The 22,190-nt window shown below is 54.6% G+C and carries 19 protein-coding genes, 1 tRNA gene and 1 pseudogene; 11 read left to right on the forward strand and 10 right to left on the reverse strand.

The genetic code is table 11. The annotated features are described in order from the left end of the window. Positions 1-17: 17 nt before the first annotated feature. From SP99_RS02500 to arcA, 4 genes are read right to left on the reverse strand one after another with little or no spacing between them, the layout of a single operon-like run. A complete protein-coding gene (locus SP99_RS02500) occupies positions 18-1,421 on the reverse strand; it encodes a YfcC family protein (RefSeq protein ID WP_025759898.1) in 1,404 nt (467 codons plus the stop codon). A 47-nt stretch (positions 1,422-1,468) separates the two neighbouring features. Continuing rightward, positions 1,469-2,473 (reverse strand): ornithine carbamoyltransferase, encoded by a 1,005-nt coding sequence (gene argF / locus SP99_RS02505; RefSeq protein WP_047957638.1) that lies wholly within the window; start codon positions 2,471-2,473, stop codon positions 1,469-1,471. 26 nt (positions 2,474-2,499) lie between these two features. After that, positions 2,500-3,411: a carbamate kinase gene (gene arcC, locus SP99_RS02510; RefSeq protein WP_047957639.1), complete on the reverse strand. Its 912-nt coding sequence runs from the start codon at positions 3,409-3,411 to the stop codon at positions 2,500-2,502. Between the two features lie 9 nt (positions 3,412-3,420). Next, a complete protein-coding gene (gene arcA / locus SP99_RS02515; protein WP_047957640.1) occupies positions 3,421-4,641 on the reverse strand; it encodes an arginine deiminase in 1,221 nt (406 codons plus the stop codon). Positions 4,642-5,376: 735 nt separating this feature from the next. On the opposite strand from arcA, the gene yagE reads away from it, so the two are divergent. From yagE to SP99_RS02535, 4 genes are all read left to right on the forward strand, one after another. Further along, positions 5,377-6,285, forward strand: a complete 909-nt coding sequence (gene yagE, locus SP99_RS02520) for a 2-keto-3-deoxygluconate aldolase (RefSeq protein ID WP_047957641.1) — start codon at positions 5,377-5,379, stop codon at positions 6,283-6,285. A 14-nt stretch (positions 6,286-6,299) separates the two neighbouring features. Then, complete coding sequence (gene yagF / locus SP99_RS02525) at positions 6,300-8,267, forward strand: xylonate dehydratase YagF (protein WP_047957642.1); 1,968 nt, start codon at positions 6,300-6,302, stop codon at positions 8,265-8,267. Positions 8,268-8,493: 226 nt separating this feature from the next. Next, positions 8,494-9,876, forward strand: a complete 1,383-nt coding sequence (locus SP99_RS02530) for an MFS transporter (protein ID WP_023293405.1) — start codon at positions 8,494-8,496, stop codon at positions 9,874-9,876. A gap of 11 nt (positions 9,877-9,887) precedes the next feature. Continuing rightward, the gene (locus tag SP99_RS02535; RefSeq protein WP_047957643.1) at positions 9,888-11,498 is read left to right on the forward strand and encodes a glycoside hydrolase family 43 protein; all 1,611 of its coding nucleotides are present in this window, start codon (positions 9,888-9,890) and stop codon (positions 11,496-11,498) included. A 4-nt stretch (positions 11,499-11,502) separates the two neighbouring features. On the opposite strand, the gene xynR is transcribed toward SP99_RS02535, so the two are convergent. From xynR to argL, 3 genes are all read right to left on the reverse strand, one after another. Next, positions 11,503-12,261: a DNA-binding transcriptional repressor XynR gene (xynR, locus tag SP99_RS02540; RefSeq protein WP_047957644.1), complete on the reverse strand. Its 759-nt coding sequence runs from the start codon at positions 12,259-12,261 to the stop codon at positions 11,503-11,505. Between the two features lie 197 nt (positions 12,262-12,458). Continuing rightward, the gene (gene argF / locus SP99_RS02545) at positions 12,459-13,463 is read right to left on the reverse strand and encodes an ornithine carbamoyltransferase (protein WP_047957645.1); all 1,005 of its coding nucleotides are present in this window, start codon (positions 13,461-13,463) and stop codon (positions 12,459-12,461) included. Further along, positions 13,433-13,528: a putative translational regulatory protein ArgL gene (gene argL / locus SP99_RS24960; RefSeq protein ID WP_213375672.1), complete on the reverse strand. Its 96-nt coding sequence runs from the start codon at positions 13,526-13,528 to the stop codon at positions 13,433-13,435. The genes argF (SP99_RS02545) and argL overlap by 31 nt, the downstream gene beginning before the upstream one ends. Positions 13,529-13,627: 99 nt before the next feature. On the opposite strand from argL, the gene rraB reads away from it, so the two are divergent. The 7 genes from rraB (at position 13,628) to SP99_RS02580 (ending at position 18,807) form a co-directional block, all read left to right on the forward strand. Next, complete coding sequence (gene rraB / locus SP99_RS02550; RefSeq protein WP_008501374.1) at positions 13,628-14,053, forward strand: ribonuclease E inhibitor RraB; 426 nt, start codon at positions 13,628-13,630, stop codon at positions 14,051-14,053. 46 nt (positions 14,054-14,099) lie between these two features. Then, on the forward strand, positions 14,100-14,858 hold the full coding sequence (gene miaE / locus SP99_RS02555; protein ID WP_047957646.1) for a tRNA isopentenyl-2-thiomethyl-A-37 hydroxylase MiaE: 759 nt from the start codon (positions 14,100-14,102) through the stop codon (positions 14,856-14,858). A gap of 30 nt (positions 14,859-14,888) precedes the next feature. Further along, positions 14,889-15,611, forward strand: a complete 723-nt coding sequence (locus tag SP99_RS02560; protein WP_021240664.1) for a hypothetical protein — start codon at positions 14,889-14,891, stop codon at positions 15,609-15,611. A gap of 105 nt (positions 15,612-15,716) precedes the next feature. After that, positions 15,717-15,801, forward strand: a tRNA-Leu gene (locus SP99_RS02565). A 186-nt stretch (positions 15,802-15,987) separates the two neighbouring features. Continuing rightward, positions 15,988-17,253 (forward strand): tyrosine-type recombinase/integrase, encoded by a 1,266-nt coding sequence (locus SP99_RS02570; RefSeq protein ID WP_047957647.1) that lies wholly within the window; start codon positions 15,988-15,990, stop codon positions 17,251-17,253. A gap of 214 nt (positions 17,254-17,467) precedes the next feature. After that, positions 17,468-18,343 (forward strand): phosphorothioated DNA-binding restriction endonuclease, encoded by an 876-nt coding sequence (locus SP99_RS02575; RefSeq protein WP_047957648.1) that lies wholly within the window; start codon positions 17,468-17,470, stop codon positions 18,341-18,343. A gap of 86 nt (positions 18,344-18,429) precedes the next feature. After that, on the forward strand, positions 18,430-18,807 hold the full coding sequence (locus SP99_RS02580) for a DUF4160 domain-containing protein (protein ID WP_047957649.1): 378 nt from the start codon (positions 18,430-18,432) through the stop codon (positions 18,805-18,807). A gap of 170 nt (positions 18,808-18,977) precedes the next feature. Here SP99_RS02580 and SP99_RS02585 read toward each other — a convergent pair. The 3 genes and pseudogenes from SP99_RS02585 to SP99_RS02590 form a co-directional block, all read right to left on the reverse strand. Beyond that, positions 18,978-19,480 (reverse strand): annotated as a pseudogene (locus tag SP99_RS02585) (5'-nucleotidase); the annotation flags it as partial. Positions 19,481-19,588: 108 nt separating this feature from the next. After that, a complete protein-coding gene (locus SP99_RS23475) occupies positions 19,589-20,509 on the reverse strand; it encodes an HNH endonuclease (protein WP_072060253.1) in 921 nt (306 codons plus the stop codon). Continuing rightward, positions 20,499-22,190 (reverse strand): AAA family ATPase, encoded by a 1,692-nt coding sequence (locus SP99_RS02590; protein WP_047957650.1) that lies wholly within the window; start codon positions 22,188-22,190, stop codon positions 20,499-20,501. The genes SP99_RS23475 and SP99_RS02590 overlap by 11 nt, the downstream gene beginning before the upstream one ends.

Here is a 22,190-nt window from a genome sequence, read left to right on the forward strand (position 1 = left end):
CCTACAACGTCAACACATCACAACACCGCCCCCAGGCTTAACGCCACCATAATCACCACCGTCAGGATCGCCAGCAGCGGCGCCACCCATTTCAGGTAACGCACGTAAGGCACCCGGGCGATAGCCAGACCGCCCATCACCACGGCTGAGGTTGGCGTGACGAGGTTAACGATGCCGGAGGCAGACTGGTAAGCCGTCACCACCAGGTCGCGGTTGACGTTAGCGAAATCGGCCAGCGGTGCCATGATCGGCATCGTCAGAACGGCCAGGCCGGATGAAGAAGGCACAAGAAATGACAGCACGACCTCCAGCCAGTACATCACGTTGATAAACGCCACCGTGGACAACCCGCTGACCAGCCCTTCCGCGCTGTGCAAAATGGTGTGGGTAATCATGCCCTTATCCATGATGACTACGATACCGCGCGCAATGCCGATAATCAGCGCGACGCCCAGCAAATCTCGTGCGCCGTTGATAAAGGTTGAGGTCAGCTCCTCTTCGCTCATGCGGGCGATAAGCCCCACGATGATGGCGCTGGCGAGAAACACCGCCGAGATCTCCGCCATCCACCAGCCCAGCACCGCCACGCCGTAAATCATCACCGCGAACGCGAGGGCAAAAATCACGAGGATGATTTTGCGCACCGGGGTAAATTCCAGCGACTGCTCCCCTTTGTTGCCGAGGAAATGGGCGCGGTTCTCCTCCTGCTTGTCGGCGACGATCGACAGCGACGGGTCCTGACGCACCTTACGGGCGTAACGCATCACCCACGCCACGCAGATGACCCAGCCAATCACCAGCAGCGCGATGCGCAACATGATGCCGTTGGTGAAGGGGATCCCGGCGGCGTTGGCGGCGATCACCGTCGCGAACGGGTTAATGGTGGAGCCGAGCGTGCCGATCCCCGCGCCGAGCAGCACGGTGGAGGCGGCGACAACCGGGTCGAACCGGGCGGCCAGCATTACCGGCACCAGCAGGGTGTAGAAGGGCAGCGACTCCTCGGCCATGCCGTAAATCGTGCCGCCTGCGGCAAACAGCGCCATCAGGATCGGGATCATCCACTCTTCGCGTCCGCGCAGCCGGGTGGTGACGCGCTCGATCCCGGCGTCAATCGCCCCGGTTTTGGTGACGATCCCGAGAAATCCCCCGATGATCAGAATAAACAGCGCCACGTCGATCGCCCCGGCCTGGCCGGAAACCGGATCGTACAGCCCGGCGATGGGCGCCATCAGGACGGAAACGAGGCCCTGCGGATGTGCCGCCACGTGCGCATAGGTACCGGCAACCGGCACTTCTTTGCCTAATGCCTCGTTCATTGCCATCTGGTACTGACCGGCCGGGATAATCCAGCTCAGCGCGGCGACGACGGCAATCAGAAAGAAGAGAATGGTGTAAGCGGAGGGAAACTTGAACTTGCCCATGATGTTCTCCTTAAACCCGGCGCACCCCGCGGCGCGCCGGGCGGTGATTAGTCGCCGAGTGTCGCCACCATGACCGCTTTAATGGTGTGCATGCGGTTCTCAGCTTCGCCGAAGACGATGGAGTTCGGTGATTCAAAGACCTCTTCCGTCACCTCCAGCCCCTTCAGGCCATAGGCCATCTCGATTTCACGGCCCACTTTGGTGTGCTCGTTGTGGAACGCCGGCAGGCAGTGCATAAACTTGACGTTCGGGTTGCCGGTGGCCTTCATGACGTCCGCGTTGATTTGATACGGCTTCATCAGGCTGACGCGCTCGGCCCAGGCCTCCTTCGGCTCGCCCATAGAGACCCACACGTCGGTGTAGAGGAAATCCGCTCCCTTCACGCCCTCTTCCACGTCGTCGGTAAGGGTGATGCGCGCGCCCGTCTCTTTAGCGATGGCGCGGCACTGCTCAACCAGACCTGCTTCCGGCCAGAAGGATTTCGGCGCGACGAGGCGGATATCCATCCCCATTTTGGCCGCGCCGACCATCAGCGAGTTGCCCATGTTGTTTCGCGCGTCGCCGAGATAGGCAAAGCTCAGCTCCGGCAGGGTTTTACCCGGCGCGTGCTCCAGCATGGTCATCAGGTCGGCGAGGATTTGCGTTGGGTGGAATTCGTCGGTCAGGCCGTTCCACACCGGCACGCCCGCGTACTCGCCCAGCTCCTCGACGATGGCCTGCCCATAGCCGCGGTATTCGATGCCGTCATACATGCGGCCTAAGACGCGGGCGGTGTCTTTCATCGACTCTTTATGGCCGATCTGCGAGCCGCTTGGGCCGAGGTAGGTGACCTGCGCGCCCTGGTCGAACGCGCCCACTTCAAAGGCGCAGCGGGTGCGGGTGGAGGTTTTTTCAAAGATCAGGGCGATGTTTTTCCCGACCAGGGTTTGCTTCTCGCGCCCGGCTTTTTTGGCGGCCTTCAGCTCGATGGCGAGGTCGATCAGGTACTGGATCTCTGCCGGGGTGTAGTCCAGCAGTTTGAGGAAGTTGCGGTTTTTCAGGTTGATGGTCATGGGTTAATCCTTTTTAAAATGTGTGCTCAGTTACGAATCAACGTGCCTTTCTCGCCCGCCAGGATCTCCGCGCCGTCGGCCAGCGCGCCAATGCCGGCAATCCCGTTGCAGGTTTCAACGAACTCGCGACAGGCGGCCACCTTCGGCCCCATCGATCCGGCGTCGAACTGCATGCCCCTGAGCAGTTCCGGCGTCACCTGCGCCAGCGGGCGTTGGGTCGGTTTGCCCCAGTCGAGGTACACCGCGTCGGCATCGGTGAGGATCAGCAGGGCATCGGCCTCGATCTGGCGCGCCAGCAGGGCGGCGGAGAGGTCTTTGTCGATCACAGCCTCAATCCCGCGATAGCCGTTGGCGTTTTCCACCACCGGCACGCCGCCGCCGCCGTTGCAGATCACCAGGTGGTCGCGCTGAATAAGCGCCGTGATGGCGTCGCGCTCAACGATGCGCTTCGGCTGTGGAGAGGGCACCACGCGGCGGAAATAGCCGCCGTCGGCCCTGAATACCCAGCCTTTCTCCGCGGCCAGCGTTTTTGCCTGCGCTTCGCTGTAGACCGGGCCGATGTACTTGGTCGGGTTGCTGAAGGCCGGGTCGGCGGCGTCCACCTCCACCTGAGTGAGCAGGACGCTCACCTCGCGCTGGGGCAGGCTGTTTTTCAGCGCCTGCTGGAGCATGTAGCCGATCATCCCCTGGCTTTCCGCGCCGAGAACGTCCAGCGGATAAGGGGCGACCTTGTCGTAGGCGCTGTTCTGCAGCGCCAGCAGCCCGACCTGCGGCCCGTTGCCGTGCACCAGCACCACGCGCCACTGCGCCGTCAGCCCGGCGATGGTGCGGGCGGCAAGCTCAATGTTCTGGCGCTGGATGTCGGCCTCTAACGGTTCGCCGCGCCTGAGCAGGGCGTTGCCGCCCAGGGCCACAACCAGAGTGGGTTTTCGTTCCATGATGGCTCCTTAAATTCCGTCGCGTTCCAGCGGGCAGCTCATGCAGCGCGCGCCGCCGCGCCCGCGTCCAAGCTCGTCGCCCGGGATGGGCAGCACGGTGATACCGGCCTTGTCGTACTTCTCGTTGGTCCAGACGTTGCGCTCGTAGCCGATCACCACGCCCGGGCGAATGGTCAGTACGTTATTGGCGTCGTTCCACTGCTCGCGTTCGGCCTCAAAGGCGTCGCCGCCGGTGGTGATCAGACGCACCTGATTAATGCCGAGGGCTTTTTCAATGGCGTGCAGCAGGTCGGTTTCCTGGGTGCGCAGCAGGCCGCCGCGGCCATCCGGGGTGAGCGTCCAGCAGTGGGCGTCTTTGCGCACCACTTCCGGGTAGACGGAGAAGGTGTCGACATCGATGTGGGTCATCACGGTGTCGAGGTGCATGCAGGAGCGGTGTTTTGGCAGCTCAACGGCGATCACGCGCTCGGCCTGGCGGTGTTTGAACAGGCTGTTGGCGAGGAACTCCACCCCCTGCGGGGTGGTGCGTTCGGACATGCCGATCAACACCGCGCCGCGGCCAATCACTAATACGTCACCGCCTTCTAAAGTGGCGTGGTCGTAATTAATATTTTCATCACCGAAATACTTAATAAATTCCCCGTCGGCGAATGCCGGGTGCCAGCGATATATTGCCCGCAGGTTATTGGTTTCGCGCTGACGAGCTGGTTTGGCCATCGGGTTAATGGACACGCCGTTATAAATCCAGCACGAAGTATCACGAGTAAATAAATGGTTTGGCAGCGGCTTCATAATAAAATCATTCGCCGTGTGGGTATCGACGACCATATTTTTAATGGCCGCCGGAATTTCACCGTAGGTTAACCCGCCGCTTAATCTGCGCGCCAGTTCGCGGTGCGGCATATCCGCCAGCCAGCCGCGGACGTCGCCGGCAAAGGTGGGCCCAAGGCGATAGTCGGAGATTTGCGTCTCCAGCAGCCAGGCTTTCGCCTCTGCGATATCAAGGGTTTGCGTCAGAAGGTCGGTCAACAGCAGGACTTCCACACCCTGCTCGCGCAGCGTGTTTGCGAAAATGTCATGCTCTTCACCCGCCCGTTCAACCGAGAGCACGTCATCGAAAAGCAGCTCCTGACAATTCGACGGCGTTAACCGTTTCAGACTTAAATTTGGGCGGTGCAGCATAACGCTACGCAATTGACCAATTTCAGAACCGACATAATGCTTTTCCATAATTATTCCTTTAACTGTTTTTCAGAATAAAAAGGGCATGCGCCATATTTGCTTAATTACATGGCGGCTAAGCTCAATTGATTTCGTGGTCAATAGTAGGCGCTTAAATAAACCGTATTGTGATGTTGCTCACGTGAAATTAGCGATCGGAGGATTTGTTTTCATTTGCATGATTCGCATCAGATAATGATTAATTTGATATTGTTGGCGGGTGAATAGCTAAGCAGGATCCGTTGGCATTATTTGGGTTTGTTATTATTTTGTAGAATTTAATGCTTTGGCATAATTTGTTATATGATTGATTTTAAATGATTTAATTATATCAGTGGAATGACTATGCATAATTATCAATTAACTATTTTTGACTTAAGAAAAATCAATAAATAATTATGGGATTTATTAGCAAATTATTAAAATGATAAAGTGTGAAGCTGCCGCGAGTTTTATGATGAAAGCAGTACGATCAGCAACTTAGCGCCGCGGTGTCATTACGCCGTGCTGAGGTTATGCATAACTACTGCATAAATGCCTGCGAGGGATTAACAGCAAATTAACACCGCGCCCGATAAACATGCGCTGGGGCACATCCCCTCGCATAATGTGATCCAGCTTAAATTTCCCGCACTCCCTCAACCCTTCCCATTTACCTGCGCTTTTTCTGCGTCATAGTATGATCGTTAAATTAATGAACGCTGTTCTATAATGTAGAACAAAATGATTCAGCAAGGAGATCTCATGCCGCAGTCCGCGTTGTTCACGGGGATCATTCCCCCCGTCTCCACCATATTTACCGCCGATGGCCAGCTCGATAAGCCGGGCACCGCCGCACTGATTGACGATCTGATCGCCGCAGGCGTTGACGGCCTGTTCTTCCTCGGCAGCGGCGGCGAATTCTCCCAGCTCAGCGCCGAAGAGCGTAAAACCGTTGCCCGCTTCGCTATTGATCATGTCGATCGTCGTGTGCCGGTGCTGATCGGCACCGGCGGCACCAACGCCCGGGAAACCATTGAACTGAGCCAGCACGCCCAGCAGGAGGGTGCGGACGGCATCGTGGTGATCAACCCCTACTACTGGAAAGTGTCGGAAGCGAACCTGATTCGCTACTTCGAACAGGTGGCCGACAGCGTGACGCTGCCGGTGATACTCTATAACTTCCCGGCGCTGACCGGGCAGGATCTGACCCCGGCGCTGGTGAAAACCCTGGCCGACTCGCGCAGCAATATTATCGGCATCAAAGACACCATCGACTCCGTCGCCCACCTGCGCAGCATGATCCACACTGTCAAAGCGGCGCATCCGCACTTCTCCGTGCTATGCGGTTACGACGATCATCTCTTTAATACCCTGCTGCTCGGCGGCGACGGGGCGATCTCGGCGAGCGGCAATTTTGCTCCGCAGGTGTCGGTAAATCTGCTGAAAGCCTGGCGGGATAAAGACGTGGCGAAGGCGGCTGAGTATCATCAGACCTTACTGCAAATTCCGCAGATGTATCAGCTGGATACGCCGTTTGTGAACGTGATTAAAGAGGCGATCGTGCTCTGCGGCCGCCCGATTTCCACGCACGTGCTGCCGCCCGCGTCACCGCTGGACGAGCCGCGTAAGGCGCAGCTGAAAACCCTGCTGCAACAGCTCAAGCTCTGCTGAGCCGGACGATAACCATGACCATCGAGAAAATTTTCACCCCGCAGGATGATGCGTTTTATGCGGTGATCACCCATGCGGCGGGGCCGCAGGGGGCGCTGCCGCTGACCCCGCAGATGCTGATGGAATCCCCCAGCGGCAACCTGTTCGGCATGACGCAGAACGCCGGGATGGGCTGGGATGCCAACAAGCTGACCGGTAAAGAGGTGCTGATTATCGGCACCCAGGGCGGCATCCGCGCCGGAGACGGACGCCCGGTCGCGCTGGGCTACCACACCGGGCACTGGGAGATCGGTATGCAGATGCAGGCGGCGGCGAAGGAGATCACCCGCAACGGCGGGATCCCGTTTGCGGCCTTCGTCAGCGATCCGTGCGACGGGCGCTCACAGGGCACGCACGGCATGTTCGACTCCCTGCCGTACCGCAACGACGCGGCGATCGTCTTTCGCCGCCTGATCCGCTCCCTGCCGACGCGCCGGGCGGTGATTGGCGTCGCAACCTGCGACAAAGGGCTGCCCGCCACCATGATTGCCCTGGCCTCGATGCACGACCTGCCGACCATTCTGGTGCCGGGCGGGGCGACGCTGCCGCCGACCGTGGGGGAAGACGCGGGCAAGGTGCAGACCATCGGCGCGCGCTTCGCCAACCATGAACTCTCGTTGCAGGAGGCCGCCGAGCTGGGCTGTCGCGCCTGCGCGTCGCCGGGTGGCGGCTGCCAGTTCCTCGGCACGGCGGGCACCTCGCAGGTGGTCGCGGAAGCGCTGGGTCTGGCGCTGCCGCACTCCGCGCTGGCGCCGTCCGGACAGGCGGTGTGGCTGGAGATCGCCCGCCAGTCGGCGCGGGCGGTGAGCGAGCTGGATAACCGCGGCATCACCACACGGGATATCCTCACCGATAAAGCCATCGAAAATGCGATGGTGATCCACGCGGCGTTCGGCGGCTCGACCAATTTACTGCTGCACATTCCGGCCATCGCCCACGCGGCGGGCTGCACTATTCCGGATGTTGAACACTGGACGCGCATCAACCGTAAGGTGCCGCGCCTGGTGAGCGTGCTGCCCAACGGCCCGGACTACCATCCGACCGTGAGGGCGTTCCTCGCCGGCGGCGTGCCGGAGGTGATGCTCCACCTGCGCGATCTCGGCCTGCTGCACCTGGACGCCATGACCGTGACCGGCCAGACGGTAGGTGAGAACCTCGACTGGTGGCAGGCGTCCGAGCGCCGGGCGCGCTTCCGCCAGTGCCTGCGGGAGCAGGACGGCGTGGATCCGGATGACGTGATCCTGCCGCCGGAGAAGGCAAAAGCGAAAGGGCTGACCTCGACGGTCTGCTTCCCGACGGGCAACATCGCGCCGGAAGGATCGGTGATCAAGGCCACGGCGATCGACCCGTCTGTGGTGGGTGACGATGGCGTTTACCGCCACACCGGCAGGGCGCGGGTGTTTGTCTCGGAAGCGCAGGCGATTAAGGCCATCAAGCGGGAAGAGATTAAGCAGGGCGATATCATGGTGGTGATCGGCGGCGGCCCGTCCGGCACCGGCATGGAAGAGACCTACCAGCTTACCTCCGCGCTGAAGCATATCTCGTGGGGCAAAACGGTGTCGTTAATCACCGATGCGCGCTTCTCGGGGGTATCGACAGGCGCCTGCTTCGGCCACGTGTCGCCGGAGGCGCTGGCGGGCGGGCCGATTGGCAAGCTGCGCGACAACGACATCATCGAGATTGTGGTCGACCGTCTGACCCTGACGGGCAGCGTGAGCTTTATCGGCACCGCGGACCACCCGCTGACGCCGGAGGAGGGCGCCCGCGAGCTGGCGTTGCGGCAGACGCACCCGGATCTGCACGCTCACGACTTTTTGCCGGACGATACCCGGCTGTGGGCGGCACTGCAGTCGGTAAGCGGCGGCACCTGGAAAGGCTGTATTTATGACACTGATAAAATTATCGAGGTAATTAACGCCGGTAAAAAAGCGCTCGGCATTTAATTATTTTTCACGCGATTGTCGTCTACGGAATATATTCCGTGGATGGCTTTTGCTTTTTTGTTTTTTGTTAATTTAAACAATGTCTTGCGATATATCGTTGGCGTCACAAAAGCAAAATAACGTAATTCAGAAATAAGATATGACCATTGCTGGTTAATTGAACAGCTCATTACACTCCATTAACACGATGTTGTAATTCAGCACACTACATAAGGGTGTAATTCTGATGACGCAATTAACCATGAAAGACAAAATTGGCTACGGGCTCGGTGATACCGCCTGCGGCTTCGTCTGGCAGGCCACCATGTTCCTGCTGGCCTATTTCTACACCGACGTCTTCGGCCTGTCGGCGGGGATTATGGGCACGCTGTTTTTAATCTCCCGCGTGCTGGATGCGGTGACCGACCCGCTGATGGGGCTGTTGGTGGACCGCACCCGCACGCGGCACGGTCAGTTCCGCCCGTTCCTGCTGTGGGGCGCCATCCCGTTTGGCATCGTCTGCGTACTGACCTTCTACACGCCGGACTTTTCCGCGCAGGGCAAAATCATCTATGCCTGCGTGACCTATATTCTCCTGACCCTGGTCTACACCTTCGTTAACGTGCCGTACTGCGCCATGCCGGGCGTCATTACCGCCGACCCGAAAGAGCGCCATGCCCTGCAGTCCTGGCGCTTTTTCCTCGCGGCGGCGGGCTCGCTCGCCATCAGCGGCATCGCGCTGCCGCTGGTGAGCATCATCGGTAAAGGGGATGAGCAGGTGGGCTATTTCGGCGCCATGTGCGTGCTGGGCCTGACCGGCGTGGTGCTGCTCTACGTCTGCTTCTTCACCACTAAAGAGCGCTACACCTTTGAGGTCCAGCCGGGCTCGTCGGTGGCGAAAGATCTCAAACTGCTGCTCGGTAACGGCCAGTGGCGCATCATGTGCGCGTTCAAGATGATGGCGACCTGCTCCAACGTGGTACGCGGCGGGGCGACGCTCTACTTCGTGAAATACGTGATGGATCATCCGGAGATGGCGACCCAGTTTTTACTCTACGGCAGCCTCGCCACCATGTTCGGCTCGCTCTGCTCCTCCCGCCTGCTGGGCCGTTTCGACCGCGTCACCGCCTTTAAGTGGATCATCGTCGCTTACTCGCTGATCAGCCTGCTGATTTTTGTCACCCCGGCCGAGCATATCGCGCTGATTTTCGCCCTCAACATTCTGTTCCTGTTTGTCTTTAACACCACCACGCCGCTGCAGTGGCTGATGGCCTCTGACGTGGTGGATTACGAGGAAAGCCGCAGCGGGCGCCGCCTCGACGGGCTGGTGTTCTCCACCTACCTGTTCAGCCTGAAGATTGGCCTGGCGATTGGCGGGGCGGTGGTGGGCTGGATCCTGGCGTACGTCAACTACTCCGCCAGCAGCAGCGTGCAGCCGGTCGAGGTGCTCACCACCATCAAAATTCTGTTCTGCGTGGTGCCGGTGGTGCTCTACGCGGGCATGTTCATCATGCTGTCGTTCTACAAGCTCACCGATGCCCGCGTGGAGGCCATCAGCCAGCAGCTGATCAAGCACCGCGCGGCGCAGGGCGAGGCCGTTCCCGACGCCGCGACAGCCGCATCCCATTAACCGGAGGCACTATGCAAATCACTAATCCCATTCTGACCGGCTTTAACCCGGACCCGTCCCTCTGCCGCCAGGGCGAGGACTACTACATCGCCACCTCGACCTTCGAATGGTTCCCCGGCGTGCGCATCTATCACTCCCGAGACCTGAAAAACTGGTCGCTGGTCAGCACCCCGCTGGACCGCGTGTCGATGCTGGACATGAAGGGCAACCCGGACTCCGGCGGCATCTGGGCGCCGTGCCTGAGCTACGCCGACGGTGAATTCTGGCTGCTCTATACCGACGTGAAGATTGTCGACTCGCCGTGGAAAAACGGCCGTAACTTCCTCGTCACCGCGCCGTCCATCGAGGGGCCGTGGAGCGAGCCGATCCCGATGGGCAACGGCGGGTTTGACCCGTCCCTGTTCCACGACGACGATGGCCGCAAGTACTACCTCTACCGCCCGTGGGGGCCGCGCCACCACAGCAATCCGCACAACACCATCGTTTTGCAGGAGTTTGATCCGCAGACCGGCACGCTCTCGCCCGAGCGCAAAACGCTGTTTACCGGCACGCCGCTCTGCTACACCGAGGGCGCGCACCTGTATCGCCATGCGGGATGGTACTACTTAATGGTGGCTGAGGGCGGCACCAGCTACGAGCACGCCGTCGTGGTGCTGCGTTCCAAAAATATCGACGGGCCGTACGAGCTGCACCCGGACGTGACGATGATGACCAGCTGGCACCTGCCGGAGAACCCGCTACAGAAGAGCGGCCACGGCTCGCTGCTGCAGATCCATACCGGAGAATGGTACATGGCCTACCTCACCAGCCGCCCGCTGCGCCTGCCCGGTGTGCCGCTGCTGGCCTCCGGCGGGCGCGGCTACTGCCCGCTGGGGCGCGAGACCGGCATCGCCCGCATTGCGTGGCGCGACGGCTGGCCGTATGTGGAAGGCGGCAAGCACGCGCAGCTGACCGTGAAAGGCCCGCAGGTAGCCGAGCAGCCTGTCGCCGTTCAGGGCAGCTGGCGGGAGGATTTCGACGCCAGTTCGCTCGACCCGGAACTGCAGACCCTGCGCATTCCGTTCGACGACACCCTCGGCTCGCTCACCGCGCGCCCGGGCTTCTTACGGCTCTATGGCAACGATTCGCTCAACTCGACCTTCACCCAGTCAACCGTGGCGCGCCGCTGGCAGCACTTCACCTTCCGGGCCGAGACGCGGATGCAGTTCTCGCCGGTCCACTTCCAGCAGAGCGCGGGGCTGACCTGCTACTACAACAGCAAAAACTGGAGCTACTGCTTTGTGGACTACGAGGAGGGGAAGGGGAGAACCATCAAAGTTATCCAGCTCGACCACAACGTGCCGTCATGGCCGCTGCACGAGCAGCCCATTCCGGTGCCGGAGAGCGCGGAGAGCGTCTGGCTGCGGGTGGACGTGGATACGCTGGTCTACCGCTACAGCTACTCGTTTGACGGCGAGACGTGGCACACCGTGCCGGTAACGTATGAGGCGTGGAAGCTGTCGGACGACTACATTGGCGGGCGCGGCTTCTTCACCGGCGCGTTTGTGGGGCTGCACTGCGAGGACATCAGCGGCGACGGCTGTCACGCGGACTTCGACTACTTCACCTACGAGCCGGCCTAACGGCTCAGGCCGGGTAGCCCAGCGCGCGTGACAGCTGGAGCCCGGCCTGCTGAAGCTGCTCGCGGAAACTCGCCAGCCCGGCGTCGTCCACGCGGGAGGTCAGCGTCGACAGGCTCAGGGCGGCAATCACGCGGGACTCATGGTTCCACACCGGCACCGCCACGCAGCGCACGCCCTGCTCGTTCTCTTCGCTATCCAGGGCGTAACCCTGCTCGCGGGTCTGCGCCAGGGCAGCCATTAACGCTTCGCGAGAGGAGAGGGTGGCGGGAGTAAAGGTGGTGTACTGATAGCCCTCCAGCAGGGCGTTAAGCTCGGCCTCGCCCAGCCAGGCAATCAGCACCTTGCCGATGGCGGTGGCGTGAACCGGCAGGCGGCGGCCAATGCGCGAATAGGCGATGGCGGCCAGCTTGCCTTCAATCTTCTCGATATAGACCCCTTCACGCCCGTCCAGGATCCCCAGATGGGTGGTCTGCCCGGTCCGCTGTGACAGCTCCGTCAGCCAGCCTTTCGCCTTCTGACGAATATCGATGGAGCCCACGACGAAATGACCGCGCTCGACCAGCTTCATGCCGAGGCGATATTTGCCGTTCTCCGGGTTCTGATCGATATAGCCGTGAAGCTGCAGGGTTTTCAGCAGAGAGTGGAGGGTACTCTTGCTCAGCCCCATCAGTTTGCTGATGTCGGTGATCTTAAGCTCGGTGGCCTGCTCGTTGAACAGGTCGAGGATCTGCAATGCACGTTCAACAGACTGAATAATCGGCATAATGCTGGCATGTCCACGCTGGAATTAAGGCGAAAACGTACCTTTTTCGGGGTGAAAAATCAATGAAATGGAGCCGGTGTTCCCCCTCTCCCTGTGCAAGGTAAAAGCAAAAACGACAACCCTGTTGTCGTTTTTTAGTGTTTTCCCCCTCTCCCTGTGGGAGAGGGCCGGGGTGAGGGCACCAGACCGCAGAGGACTCACTCCCCAAGCGTCGCCACCATCACCGCCTTAATCGTATGCATCCGGTTTTCCGCCTGGTCGAACACGATGCTCGCCGCCGACTCAAACACCTCGTCCGTCACTTCCATCCCGCCGTGCAGGTCGAACTCTTTCGCTATCTGCTTGCCGAGCGTGGTCTGGTCGTCATGGAACGCCGGCAGACAGTGCAGGAACTTCACGTCCGGGTTGCCGGTCAGCGCCATCATCTGCGCGTTCACCTGATACCCACGCAGCAGCGCAATCCGCTCCGCCCACTTCTCTTTGGCTTCGCCCATCGACACCCACACGTCGGTATAGATAAAGTCCGCGCCCTTCACGCCCGCCGCTACGTCTTCCGTCAGCGTGATTTTCCCACCGTGCTTTTCCGCCAGCGCGCTGCACTCTGCCACCAGGCTCTCTTCCGGCCAGCAGGCTTTCGGGGCCACCAGGCGTAGATCCAGCCCGGTCAGCGCCGCCGCTTCCAGCATCGAGTTGCCCATGTTGTTGCGCGCGTCGCCCGCGTAGACCAGCGTCATCTCGTTAAACGCCTTGCCCGGCAGGTGCTCCTGCATGGTCAGCAGGTCCGCCAGCAGCTGCGTCGGATGAAACTCGTTGGTCAGCCCGTTCCACACCGGCACGCCCGCATACTGCGCCAGCGTTTCGACGACTTCCTGGCCGTGCCCGCGATACTGAATGCCGTCGTACATCCGCCCGAGAACCCGCGCGGTGTCCTTAATTGACTCTTTATGCCCAATCTGGCTGCCGCTCGGCCCTAAATAGGTAACGCGCGCGCCCTGGTCAAATGCGGCAACTTCGAAAGAGCAACGTGTACGGGTCGAGTCTTTTTCGAAGATGAGCGCGATGTTTTTACCGGTAAGCTTTTGTACTTCCTTGCCCTTTTTCTTATCGGCTTTGAGCTGTGCGGCAAGGGTCAGCAGAGAAGTGAACTGTGCAGGGGTAAAGTCGAGCAATTTCAGAAAGTGTTTTTTGTATAAATCGGACATTTTATCCTCACATGGCGAACGCCACTAATTGAATTAAAATTCACTTTATATGTGTAATTATTCATTTGCAACCCCGTTTCACAAATCTTTCCAACAAAGGTGGAGGCAAACCCGTCCGTGTGTGAAAATAGAAGTATCTGCCGCACTTTAAAGAGGATTGAGCCATGGCAAACCCGGAATTACTGGAAGAGCAACGCGAAGAGACGCGTCTGATTATTGAAGAGCTGCTGGAAGACGGTAGCGATCCGGACGCGCTGTACACCATCGAGCACCATTTCTCTGCGGATGATTTCGACGCGCTGGAAAAAATGGCGGTAGAAGCCTTCAAGCTGGGTTACGAAGTGACCGAGCCTGAAGAGCTGGAAGTGGAAGAGGGCGACACCGTCATCTGCTGCGACATTCTGAGCGAAGGCGCGCTGAAGGCGGAGCTGATCGACGCGCAGGTAGAACAGCTGATGAACCTGGCCGAGAAGTTTGACGTGGAATACGACGGCTGGGGAACCTACTTCGAAGATCCGAACGGTGAAGACGGCGAAGAAGGCGACGACGAAGATTACGTCGACGAAGACGACGACGGCGTGCGTCACTAAGCGTTTCAGGCGGTGGCGCGCGCCACCGCTTTTTCAAGGCAGAACCATGGATTACCCGCAGATACTCGCCCCCGTACTCAACTTCCTCCAGTGCCCGACCCCGCAAGCATGGATTGATAAAGCCCGCGACCCGGCGAACCTGCCGCTGCTGCTCACCGACCACATGGTGTGCGAGCTCAAGGCCGCCCAGACCGCGCTGCTGCTGGTGCGTAAATACGTCGCCGACGAAAGCGGTGCCGACGCGCTGCTCGAGTGGCTCAAGCCCTACGAACAGTTCACCTTCCGCGACGGCCCGGAGCCGGACTTCATCGCCCTGCACAGGCAGATTGGCAAAAGCGTGATGCCCAAAACCGACGACCCGTGGGGCCAGGCGCTTATCGACAGCATGGTGCTGCTGATTAAAGAGGAGCTGCACCACTTCTTGCAGGTGCGCGAGGCGATGCTGGCCCGCGACATTCCCTACGTCAAAATCACCGCCAGCCGCTACGCCAAAGGGATGCTGAAGGAAGTGCGCACCCACGAACCGCTGACGCTGATCGACAAGCTCATCTGTGGTGCCTACATCGAAGCCCGCTCCTGCGAACGCTTCGCCGCGCTGGCCCCGTTCCTCGACGACGACCTGCAGAAGTTTTATCTCTCGCTGCTGCGCTCGGAAGCGCGCCACTATCAGGACTACCTGACGCTGGCCCAGCAGGTGAGCGACGACGATATCTCACCGCGCATAAAGCTTTTTGGCGAAATTGAAGCCACACTTATCTCGACACCGGACAACGAGTTTCGCTTCCACAGCGGCGTGCCGGTGTAAACCGGCATAACTCAAGGATAAGGATGCGAGATGAATAAAACGTGGACCCGTATTGTGATTGTCGTCATTGCGGCTGCCGCCGTGGCGTTCTGGGTGTTTTTCGACAGGCAGCGCGCCCCGGAACGGCAGATGGATAACGCCCTTAACGCGATGCCCGCCTGGCAGGTGATTAAGGAGCAGGAGCCCGCGCTGCATCAGCGCATCCTCGACCAGATGGCCGCCCTGCAAAAAGCGGGCGAGCCGGAGCAGCAGATTATCGACACCATCCAGCCGCAGATCCTGCATCTGCAGATGTCGCGCCTGCAAAACGCCCCGGATGCCAACGTGGTGAACTACATGACCATCAATATGGAGCAGACCGCCGCCATCCAGAAGGTGAGCGACGACGCCTGCTTCCGCTTCCTCTACCCGATGGTGAAGGGCGGCATCAACCCGATGCGCATGCTGGATAAAGACCTGATGGCGCGGCGCATGCAGGCCGACGCCGACATGATGCGCGCGGCCTACGGCAAAAACCGCCACACCGTGACCCCGGCCGAACGCGAGGCGGCCGTCGAGGATGTGCGACCGATTATGAAGGCGCTTGCCGATAAGTACGGCGAGGACATCCAGCTGCTGCAGATGCCGGAAAAGGCGGCGGGCAAAGAGAAGCTCTCCTGCGATATGGTGCAGGAAATGTGGGCCAAGGTGCTGGCGCTGCCGGAGCAGAAGGCAGCGAGGGTGATACGGCTGGCGGTGTCTGAGCTGGACTGACGGTAGCGCTGGTTTTTTGGGCACTTAGCGCAGGTTTAGCGCGTCGTCGCTTGCATGGCGGCGCGCGACAGGTATAATCCACAACGTTTCCGCATCCCCTTCAGTGCCGAAGTGGCGAAATCGGTAGACGCAGTTGATTCAAAATCAACCGTAGAAATACGTGCCGGTTCGAGTCCGGCCTTCGGCACCAAAAGCATGTAAATGGACCTCAACTGAGGTCTTTTTTTATTTCTAAAATCCAGTATTTATCTACCTTTCCCGCTATATTAACTCTCTCAAGGTTAACCGACATCAACGTACATCTACCAACACATGTTGGTAAAGATGATGGTATTTACGGTTCGATAATGCTTGTACCAACAGGGAGGGGATAAGCATGGCGTTAACAGATATCAAGGTCAGAACAGCCAAGCCAACGGATAAGCAATACAAACTGACCGATGGCAGCGGTATGCACCTACTTGTCCATCCTAATGGTTCTAAGTACTGGCGTTTGCAGTACCGTTATGACGGCAAGCAAAAGATGCTGGCACTTGGGGTTTACCCTGAAATCACACTGGCGGATGCCAGAGCACGTCGTGACGAAGCGCGTAAGCTACTAGCGAATGGCGTCGATCCGGGAAACAAAAAGAAAAATGATAAGGTTGAACAGAGTAAAGCACGAACCTTTAAAGAGGTAGCGATCGAGTGGCATGGCACCAATAAAAAGTGGTCTGAAGATCACGCCCATCGTGTGCTAAAAAGTCTGGAAGATAATCTCTTTGCAGCGCTTGGTGAACGTAATATCACTGAGTTAAAAACGCGCGATTTATTAGCGCCAATTAAAGCCGTAGAGATGTCTGGACGTCTTGAAGTTGCTGCCCGTCTTCAACAGCGCACTACGGCCATCATGCGTTATGCAGTGCAAAGTGGGTTAATTGATTATAACCCGGCACAAGAGATGGCTGGGGCGGTTGCTTCCGGTAATCGACAACATCGTCCGGCGCTGGAATTAAAGCGCATCCCTGAGTTGCTTGAGAAAATAGATAGCTATACCGGCAGGCCGCTAACCCGCTGGGCGACAGAACTCACTCTGCTTATCTTTATTCGGTCCAGTGAGCTGCGTTTTGCTCGCTGGTCAGAAATCGATTTTGAAACGTCAATGTGGACCATCCCACCTGAGCGAGAGCCCATTCCTGATGTGAAACATTCTCAGCGAGGTTCAAAGATGCGTACACCGCATCTGGTGCCGCTTTCAAAGCAGGCGCTGGCGATCCTGAAGCAGATAAAGCAGTTCTGTGGCGAACATGAGCTGATCTTCATTGGCGATCATGATCCGCGTAAGCCAATGAGTGAAAACACCGTAAACAGTGCGCTCCGGGTGATGGGCTATGACACTAAAGTTGAGGTTTGCGGTCACGGCTTTCGCACAATGGCCTGTAGCTCGCTAATTGAGTCAGGACTATGGTCGAAGGATGCGGTGGAAAGGCAGATGAGCCATATGGAACGCAATTCGGTGAGGGCGGCGTATATCCATAAAGCGGAACATCTGGATGAGCGCAAGCTGATGTTGCAGTGGTGGGCGGATTTTCTGGATGCCAATCGAGGGAAAGGGATTACGCCGTTTGACTATGCGAAGATCAACCGGGGTAATGGCGAGTGAGTTGAATGCCTTTATTTCTCGGTTGATGTTTAAATTAAAATGACCAACCAGCCCTTTAGGACTGGTTGGTCGCTGTATTTTTTACCGTTGTTATCAGAATTCCATCTGCCAGGTACAGAGTCGCCAGACAAAAAGGACGTCTGCAATAATGCCTTGAATGTACATAAAGTTGCGAGCATCATCGCAAATATGTGCTCATGGATTCTTCAACGTAATGACCTCTGACAAAACCCTGAAGCAAGCGATATCAAATATCACCATTTGGCGCAAAGGCGAACAGCGTGCGCCACATAAGCCATTATTGCTGCTGCATGTCCTTTCACGCTATCGGCAGGGTCATGAGCGCCTGTTTAACTATAGTTCTGAAATCTACGAGCCCCTGTTGGATCTTCTGGAACGTTATGGACCGCAGCGCCGTGACCAGCGCCCGGACATGCCGTTCTGGCGTCTGAAGGGCGATGGCTTTTGGGAACTACAAAACGCGGAACTGTGCTCAACCAATGGTAGCCGCCAGCCGCCCCGACGTGAACTCATCGAATATAATGTCGCGGGTGGATTTGATGCCGATAGTTTTGGGTTGGTGGCAAAAAATCACAGGCTAATTGATACGCTGGCGCAGCAGCTCCTGGAGGCGCATTTCCCGGCCAGTATCCAAGAAGACATCGCTGATGAGATGGGGTTTGATATTCGCACCTCTCTCCGCCAACGTGATCCGAAGTTCCGCCAGATGGTGCTACGTGCTTACAATTATCAGTGCGCGATCTGCGGCTTCAACATGCGCCACGACAATGCGCCGATTGCTCTGGAAGCTGCCCATATCAGATGGAAGCAGCATCATGGCCCTTGTGAAGTACCTAATGGCCTGGCATTGTGCGCAATCCATCATAAAGCGTTTGATCGTGGTTCGATTGGCTTGGATGAAAATATGCGTGTGATGGTTTCCGACGCGGTTAATGGTGGTGGGGTGGTACAGCGACTGTTCTGGGATTTTGCGGGAAAGGCGATTGCGTTGCCACCGGTTAAAGAAAATTATCCGGGCGAGCGGTTTGTGGAATGGCACAGGAAAGAGGTGTTTAGAAGGGAGTGTTGATCTGGGGTCGGCTTAGTGCCTGGAGCAGACTAGGAAAAGCCTAGCAATAAAGAGTTGAGTTTAAACTGAAATTTAATGGGTGATATATGAATTTAGATGAAGAATTTTACGAATTACAAAAACTCTTTGCTCAGAAGGATCTACTGACTGAGAAAAGGCGCTCTAGTGGCGGCGGATTCATGGAAATTCTCTTGGTGAAGAGACAAAACATGAAGATAAAAATATATCAAGAAAAAGGACATCAACTTCCCCATATTCATATTGACTATGGAAAAAAAGCGCATGCTGCTAGTTATGCCATACAATCAGGAGACCGCATAGAGGGAGATTTACCTAAGAAATATGATAGCGATGTTTCGAGTTGGTTGGGGAGAAATCGTGATAAAATTTTAAAAATCTGGAATGCACTACAAGCTGGCACACCTTATGAACCACTAATCGCAGAATTGACTGGCGGAGTGTGACTAACTAAATAATTTTTCCCTAAAAAATTCGATGTAGGAAAATATATATAAGTAAGAATCATGAGTGTCCGCTCCTCGCTCGAAGCAGACCGTCAGGTTTGCTTATGTGCTACCGGTGAAAACTACCAAGTCAATTCGGAGTTACTGTCATAAGGAGCTTACAGCTACGATCCTTCCGGGATATCTGCGGCATCAGACGGAGGATCTTTTAATATTGCTGCGGCGCAAAATCGGGAATCAATAACTTTTTGCGCATCATCGATGTTGGTCGTTAAAAACAGATCCACATCAAAAGCATCGAGGTAATCAGCAACGGTTTCACCTGCCGTAAAGGCAGAACGCGTGATATCGAGCCTGTCATGGCGGATAGTATTCAGGACGCGGATACCCGTATCAGGGCTGTTACGCGACATCACAACGACTTAAACCAGCGGTGATTTATCTTCGGATTGACGATGTTGGTTCAGCCCCAGAAGTGCTTTGACTAAGGGATACCCTGTACCAGGCTGTAAAGGCTGGTTTTCGTGTTCCAGCATATAGGCGCGATATTTTCCAATGGCGCTATCAGGATCCGTCGCATAGGTTTCTCGGAACATCCGATCGGATTCGCTCATGTCGAAAGCGCAGTTGCGCTGATGCCAATAACTAAAATGTTACTTAAATCTAAAGGCATGGTTACTTTCCTACAAGACTATGATGTAAGGGCAGTATATGCCTTTCTCTTAATTTTCTCATCGTAGAGTTATTGTTAATATATTTATAAATGGAATAATTTTCTACGTTAAATGAAGCTAGGTAGATTGCCATTATCCAAATAATCAAGTAAATCCGTATTGTTCAAAATCCCTCTATAAAAAATAGCCTCCCATCTATTTTGAGATTGTCCCTCACACTGCCGTTTGAACCGACTGACTATTCTAGATGCCCTATCCGGTTCATCCTCTTGGCGTTCTAATGACATTGTTCTTAATAATGCCATATATTCATTTCGACAAAATTCATCAAAGCGCTCTAAGAAATTAACGCCATTAACATGTCGGACTAATAATTCATATAACTCATTATCATCATCAGGAATAGTTAGTCTGAATGTTGGAGTAGCATATGGTTCTTCTATGTCAATGCTTAAATTAACTTGTTCAATAGGATCAAAATAAGGATGTATGTAAATTTTGTTACCATTTTCATCATGATAGTCAGAACTTTTATTCTGCTGACATTCATTGCACATGGGTGTTAAATTAGCGATTATTATAGCTAATTCTGGATACGCAGTTTTCGGCAAATAATGATCTAATGTTGTCGGTTTTCCTGGTTCACCGCAACATGGGCAAAATAAGAGATTATGTCCCCGTCTTAGCGTATCAAGGATTGTGTAAGGTATTTTGTTCTCATCAGGGGAATACAAATTGATAAGGCTTTGTCTTCTTTTTTGTGTTAATCTTTCTTTTGCAGATATGTGTCTATTGGCATCAGTTGTTTTTTCTTCTTCTGTGTGAACGGATTCTTCTGAAATATACGATGACAGGTCGAGAGGTAAAATAAAACGTGGATCACCATGATGTTCCAGATAATTTTGTACCTGTACTACCCAATCATCAGTTAGTCTATTATAGAAATCTTTATATCTTTCTCGTTCTGAAATGATAGCTCGAAGTATCGCAATAGAATCATATTCAGGTAGATGTAACTTAGCGACCATGATATTTTTTTCCTAAGCTCATAATTCTCATGATCATTTCCTCATTTATCTCCTCATTTAACATTTTTATTAATTTTTCAGGATCTTCAATGTTTTGCAATTGCATTTCAAGCCATTCATCGAACGGTTTAGAAATTGATTTATCGCCAAAGATATAGGATGAAATTCTCTGAACATTCCCACCGAACGTTTCAAATGGCGGAGGAAGTATCTCTAAGCCATTGCATCCGTCGTGGAATATATGCACACACTTTGAAGGAACTTCGCGAGTAATGGATAAAGAATGTGTGGCAAGAATAGCTTTTGAACGAAATGGCTTAAGTATTTTTTTCAGAAGTCCAACGAATTCAATCTCTAATGTTGGATGCAAGAAAAGTTCAGGTTCATCAATAACAATCAAGCTATTATCTTTTATTGATGCAACAACATTAATTACGATGTAGGCAAATAATCGTTGCCCCGAGCTCAATGGAACGATCTGATTATTTTTTATAAAAATAACACCATCATTAAGACTACATGCTTCACGAAGCAAGTCGATATTAGGTATCCAGGTTGATATATCTTTAGCTGAGAAAAACTGTTCACCATTTATAGGGATAGCATGGTGGTTGAAAAATGTTGGATGCTCTGATGGCTTTAGTTTTAGTGCGCATTGTTCATAATCAATAGCTGATTTTAATACATCATTGATTGTATTTAATTTATTTATTCTTCCTTCTATAAATTTATATTTTTCGTCATCAGATACCATATCAATCAATGAATTACTTGAGTTCAATGCTGGTAAGTTACGACTGATACCAATGCTACCATCGTCTCTTTTCTGTCGAAATCCAAAATATTGATAAGCTTGTTTATCTTGTAGATTATTATTTTCCATATCAAGGTTAAAATCTTCAAACGGACTATAGGACACAAGCACTAACTTACTAATATTTGGTCTTTCATCAAAAGGAGTATGTTTGTTTTCGTTTAAAACAGAAAAGTCTCCCATTCCTGTTTGTAACCAATATTCAACCAGCGATTTAAGACAGTGAGACTTACCAATGCCATTTGGCCCTATAATTACATTAATATCATAGGGTAAAAGTGATGAATTGAACTTAAATGGTACAGTTCTTACATGTTCATCTTTTGCGATGATATTTAATTGAAAATCTCTTATTTCAGAAAGAATGTTATTGAAAATAAGATAGCCATCTTGAAACGATTTACTGGAACCACTTTCACGAAGCAATGATGTTTTAAAGGCATCTGTTTCAATTAATGCTTCAGTATTTTTATCGTGATTTATATTGAATGTAAAACCAGCGTCGTGTAGTTCATTAAGAAGAATAATTGTTTCATCTTCACCGATTTTCGATATGAGTATTTTATAAAAATCAATATCAGATGGGAGTGCTATATAGTTAGCATTAGGTATAGGGAATACTCCATCCCATCCATCCTTACATAATTCATCAAGTTTTATTGCTGTGTTATCGATATTTTCAATTAAAAGTTTAATTGAAAAGTCAAATGATACTAATTGATTGTCAATATATATTTGTGCATTTAAGCTGGTTTTAAAGCCATAGTCGTCCCAATTATTACTGCTCAAAGATAAAACATCACCAAACTCTGGTTTTGCTGGCGGAGCATATTTCCAGTAGAGATTAGGGGTATAAACAATCTTCAT

It is taken from the genome of Enterobacter sp. BIDMC92 (assembly GCF_001030225.1).
GTDB classification, from domain to species: Bacteria; Pseudomonadota; Gammaproteobacteria; order Enterobacterales; family Enterobacteriaceae; genus Enterobacter; species Enterobacter sichuanensis.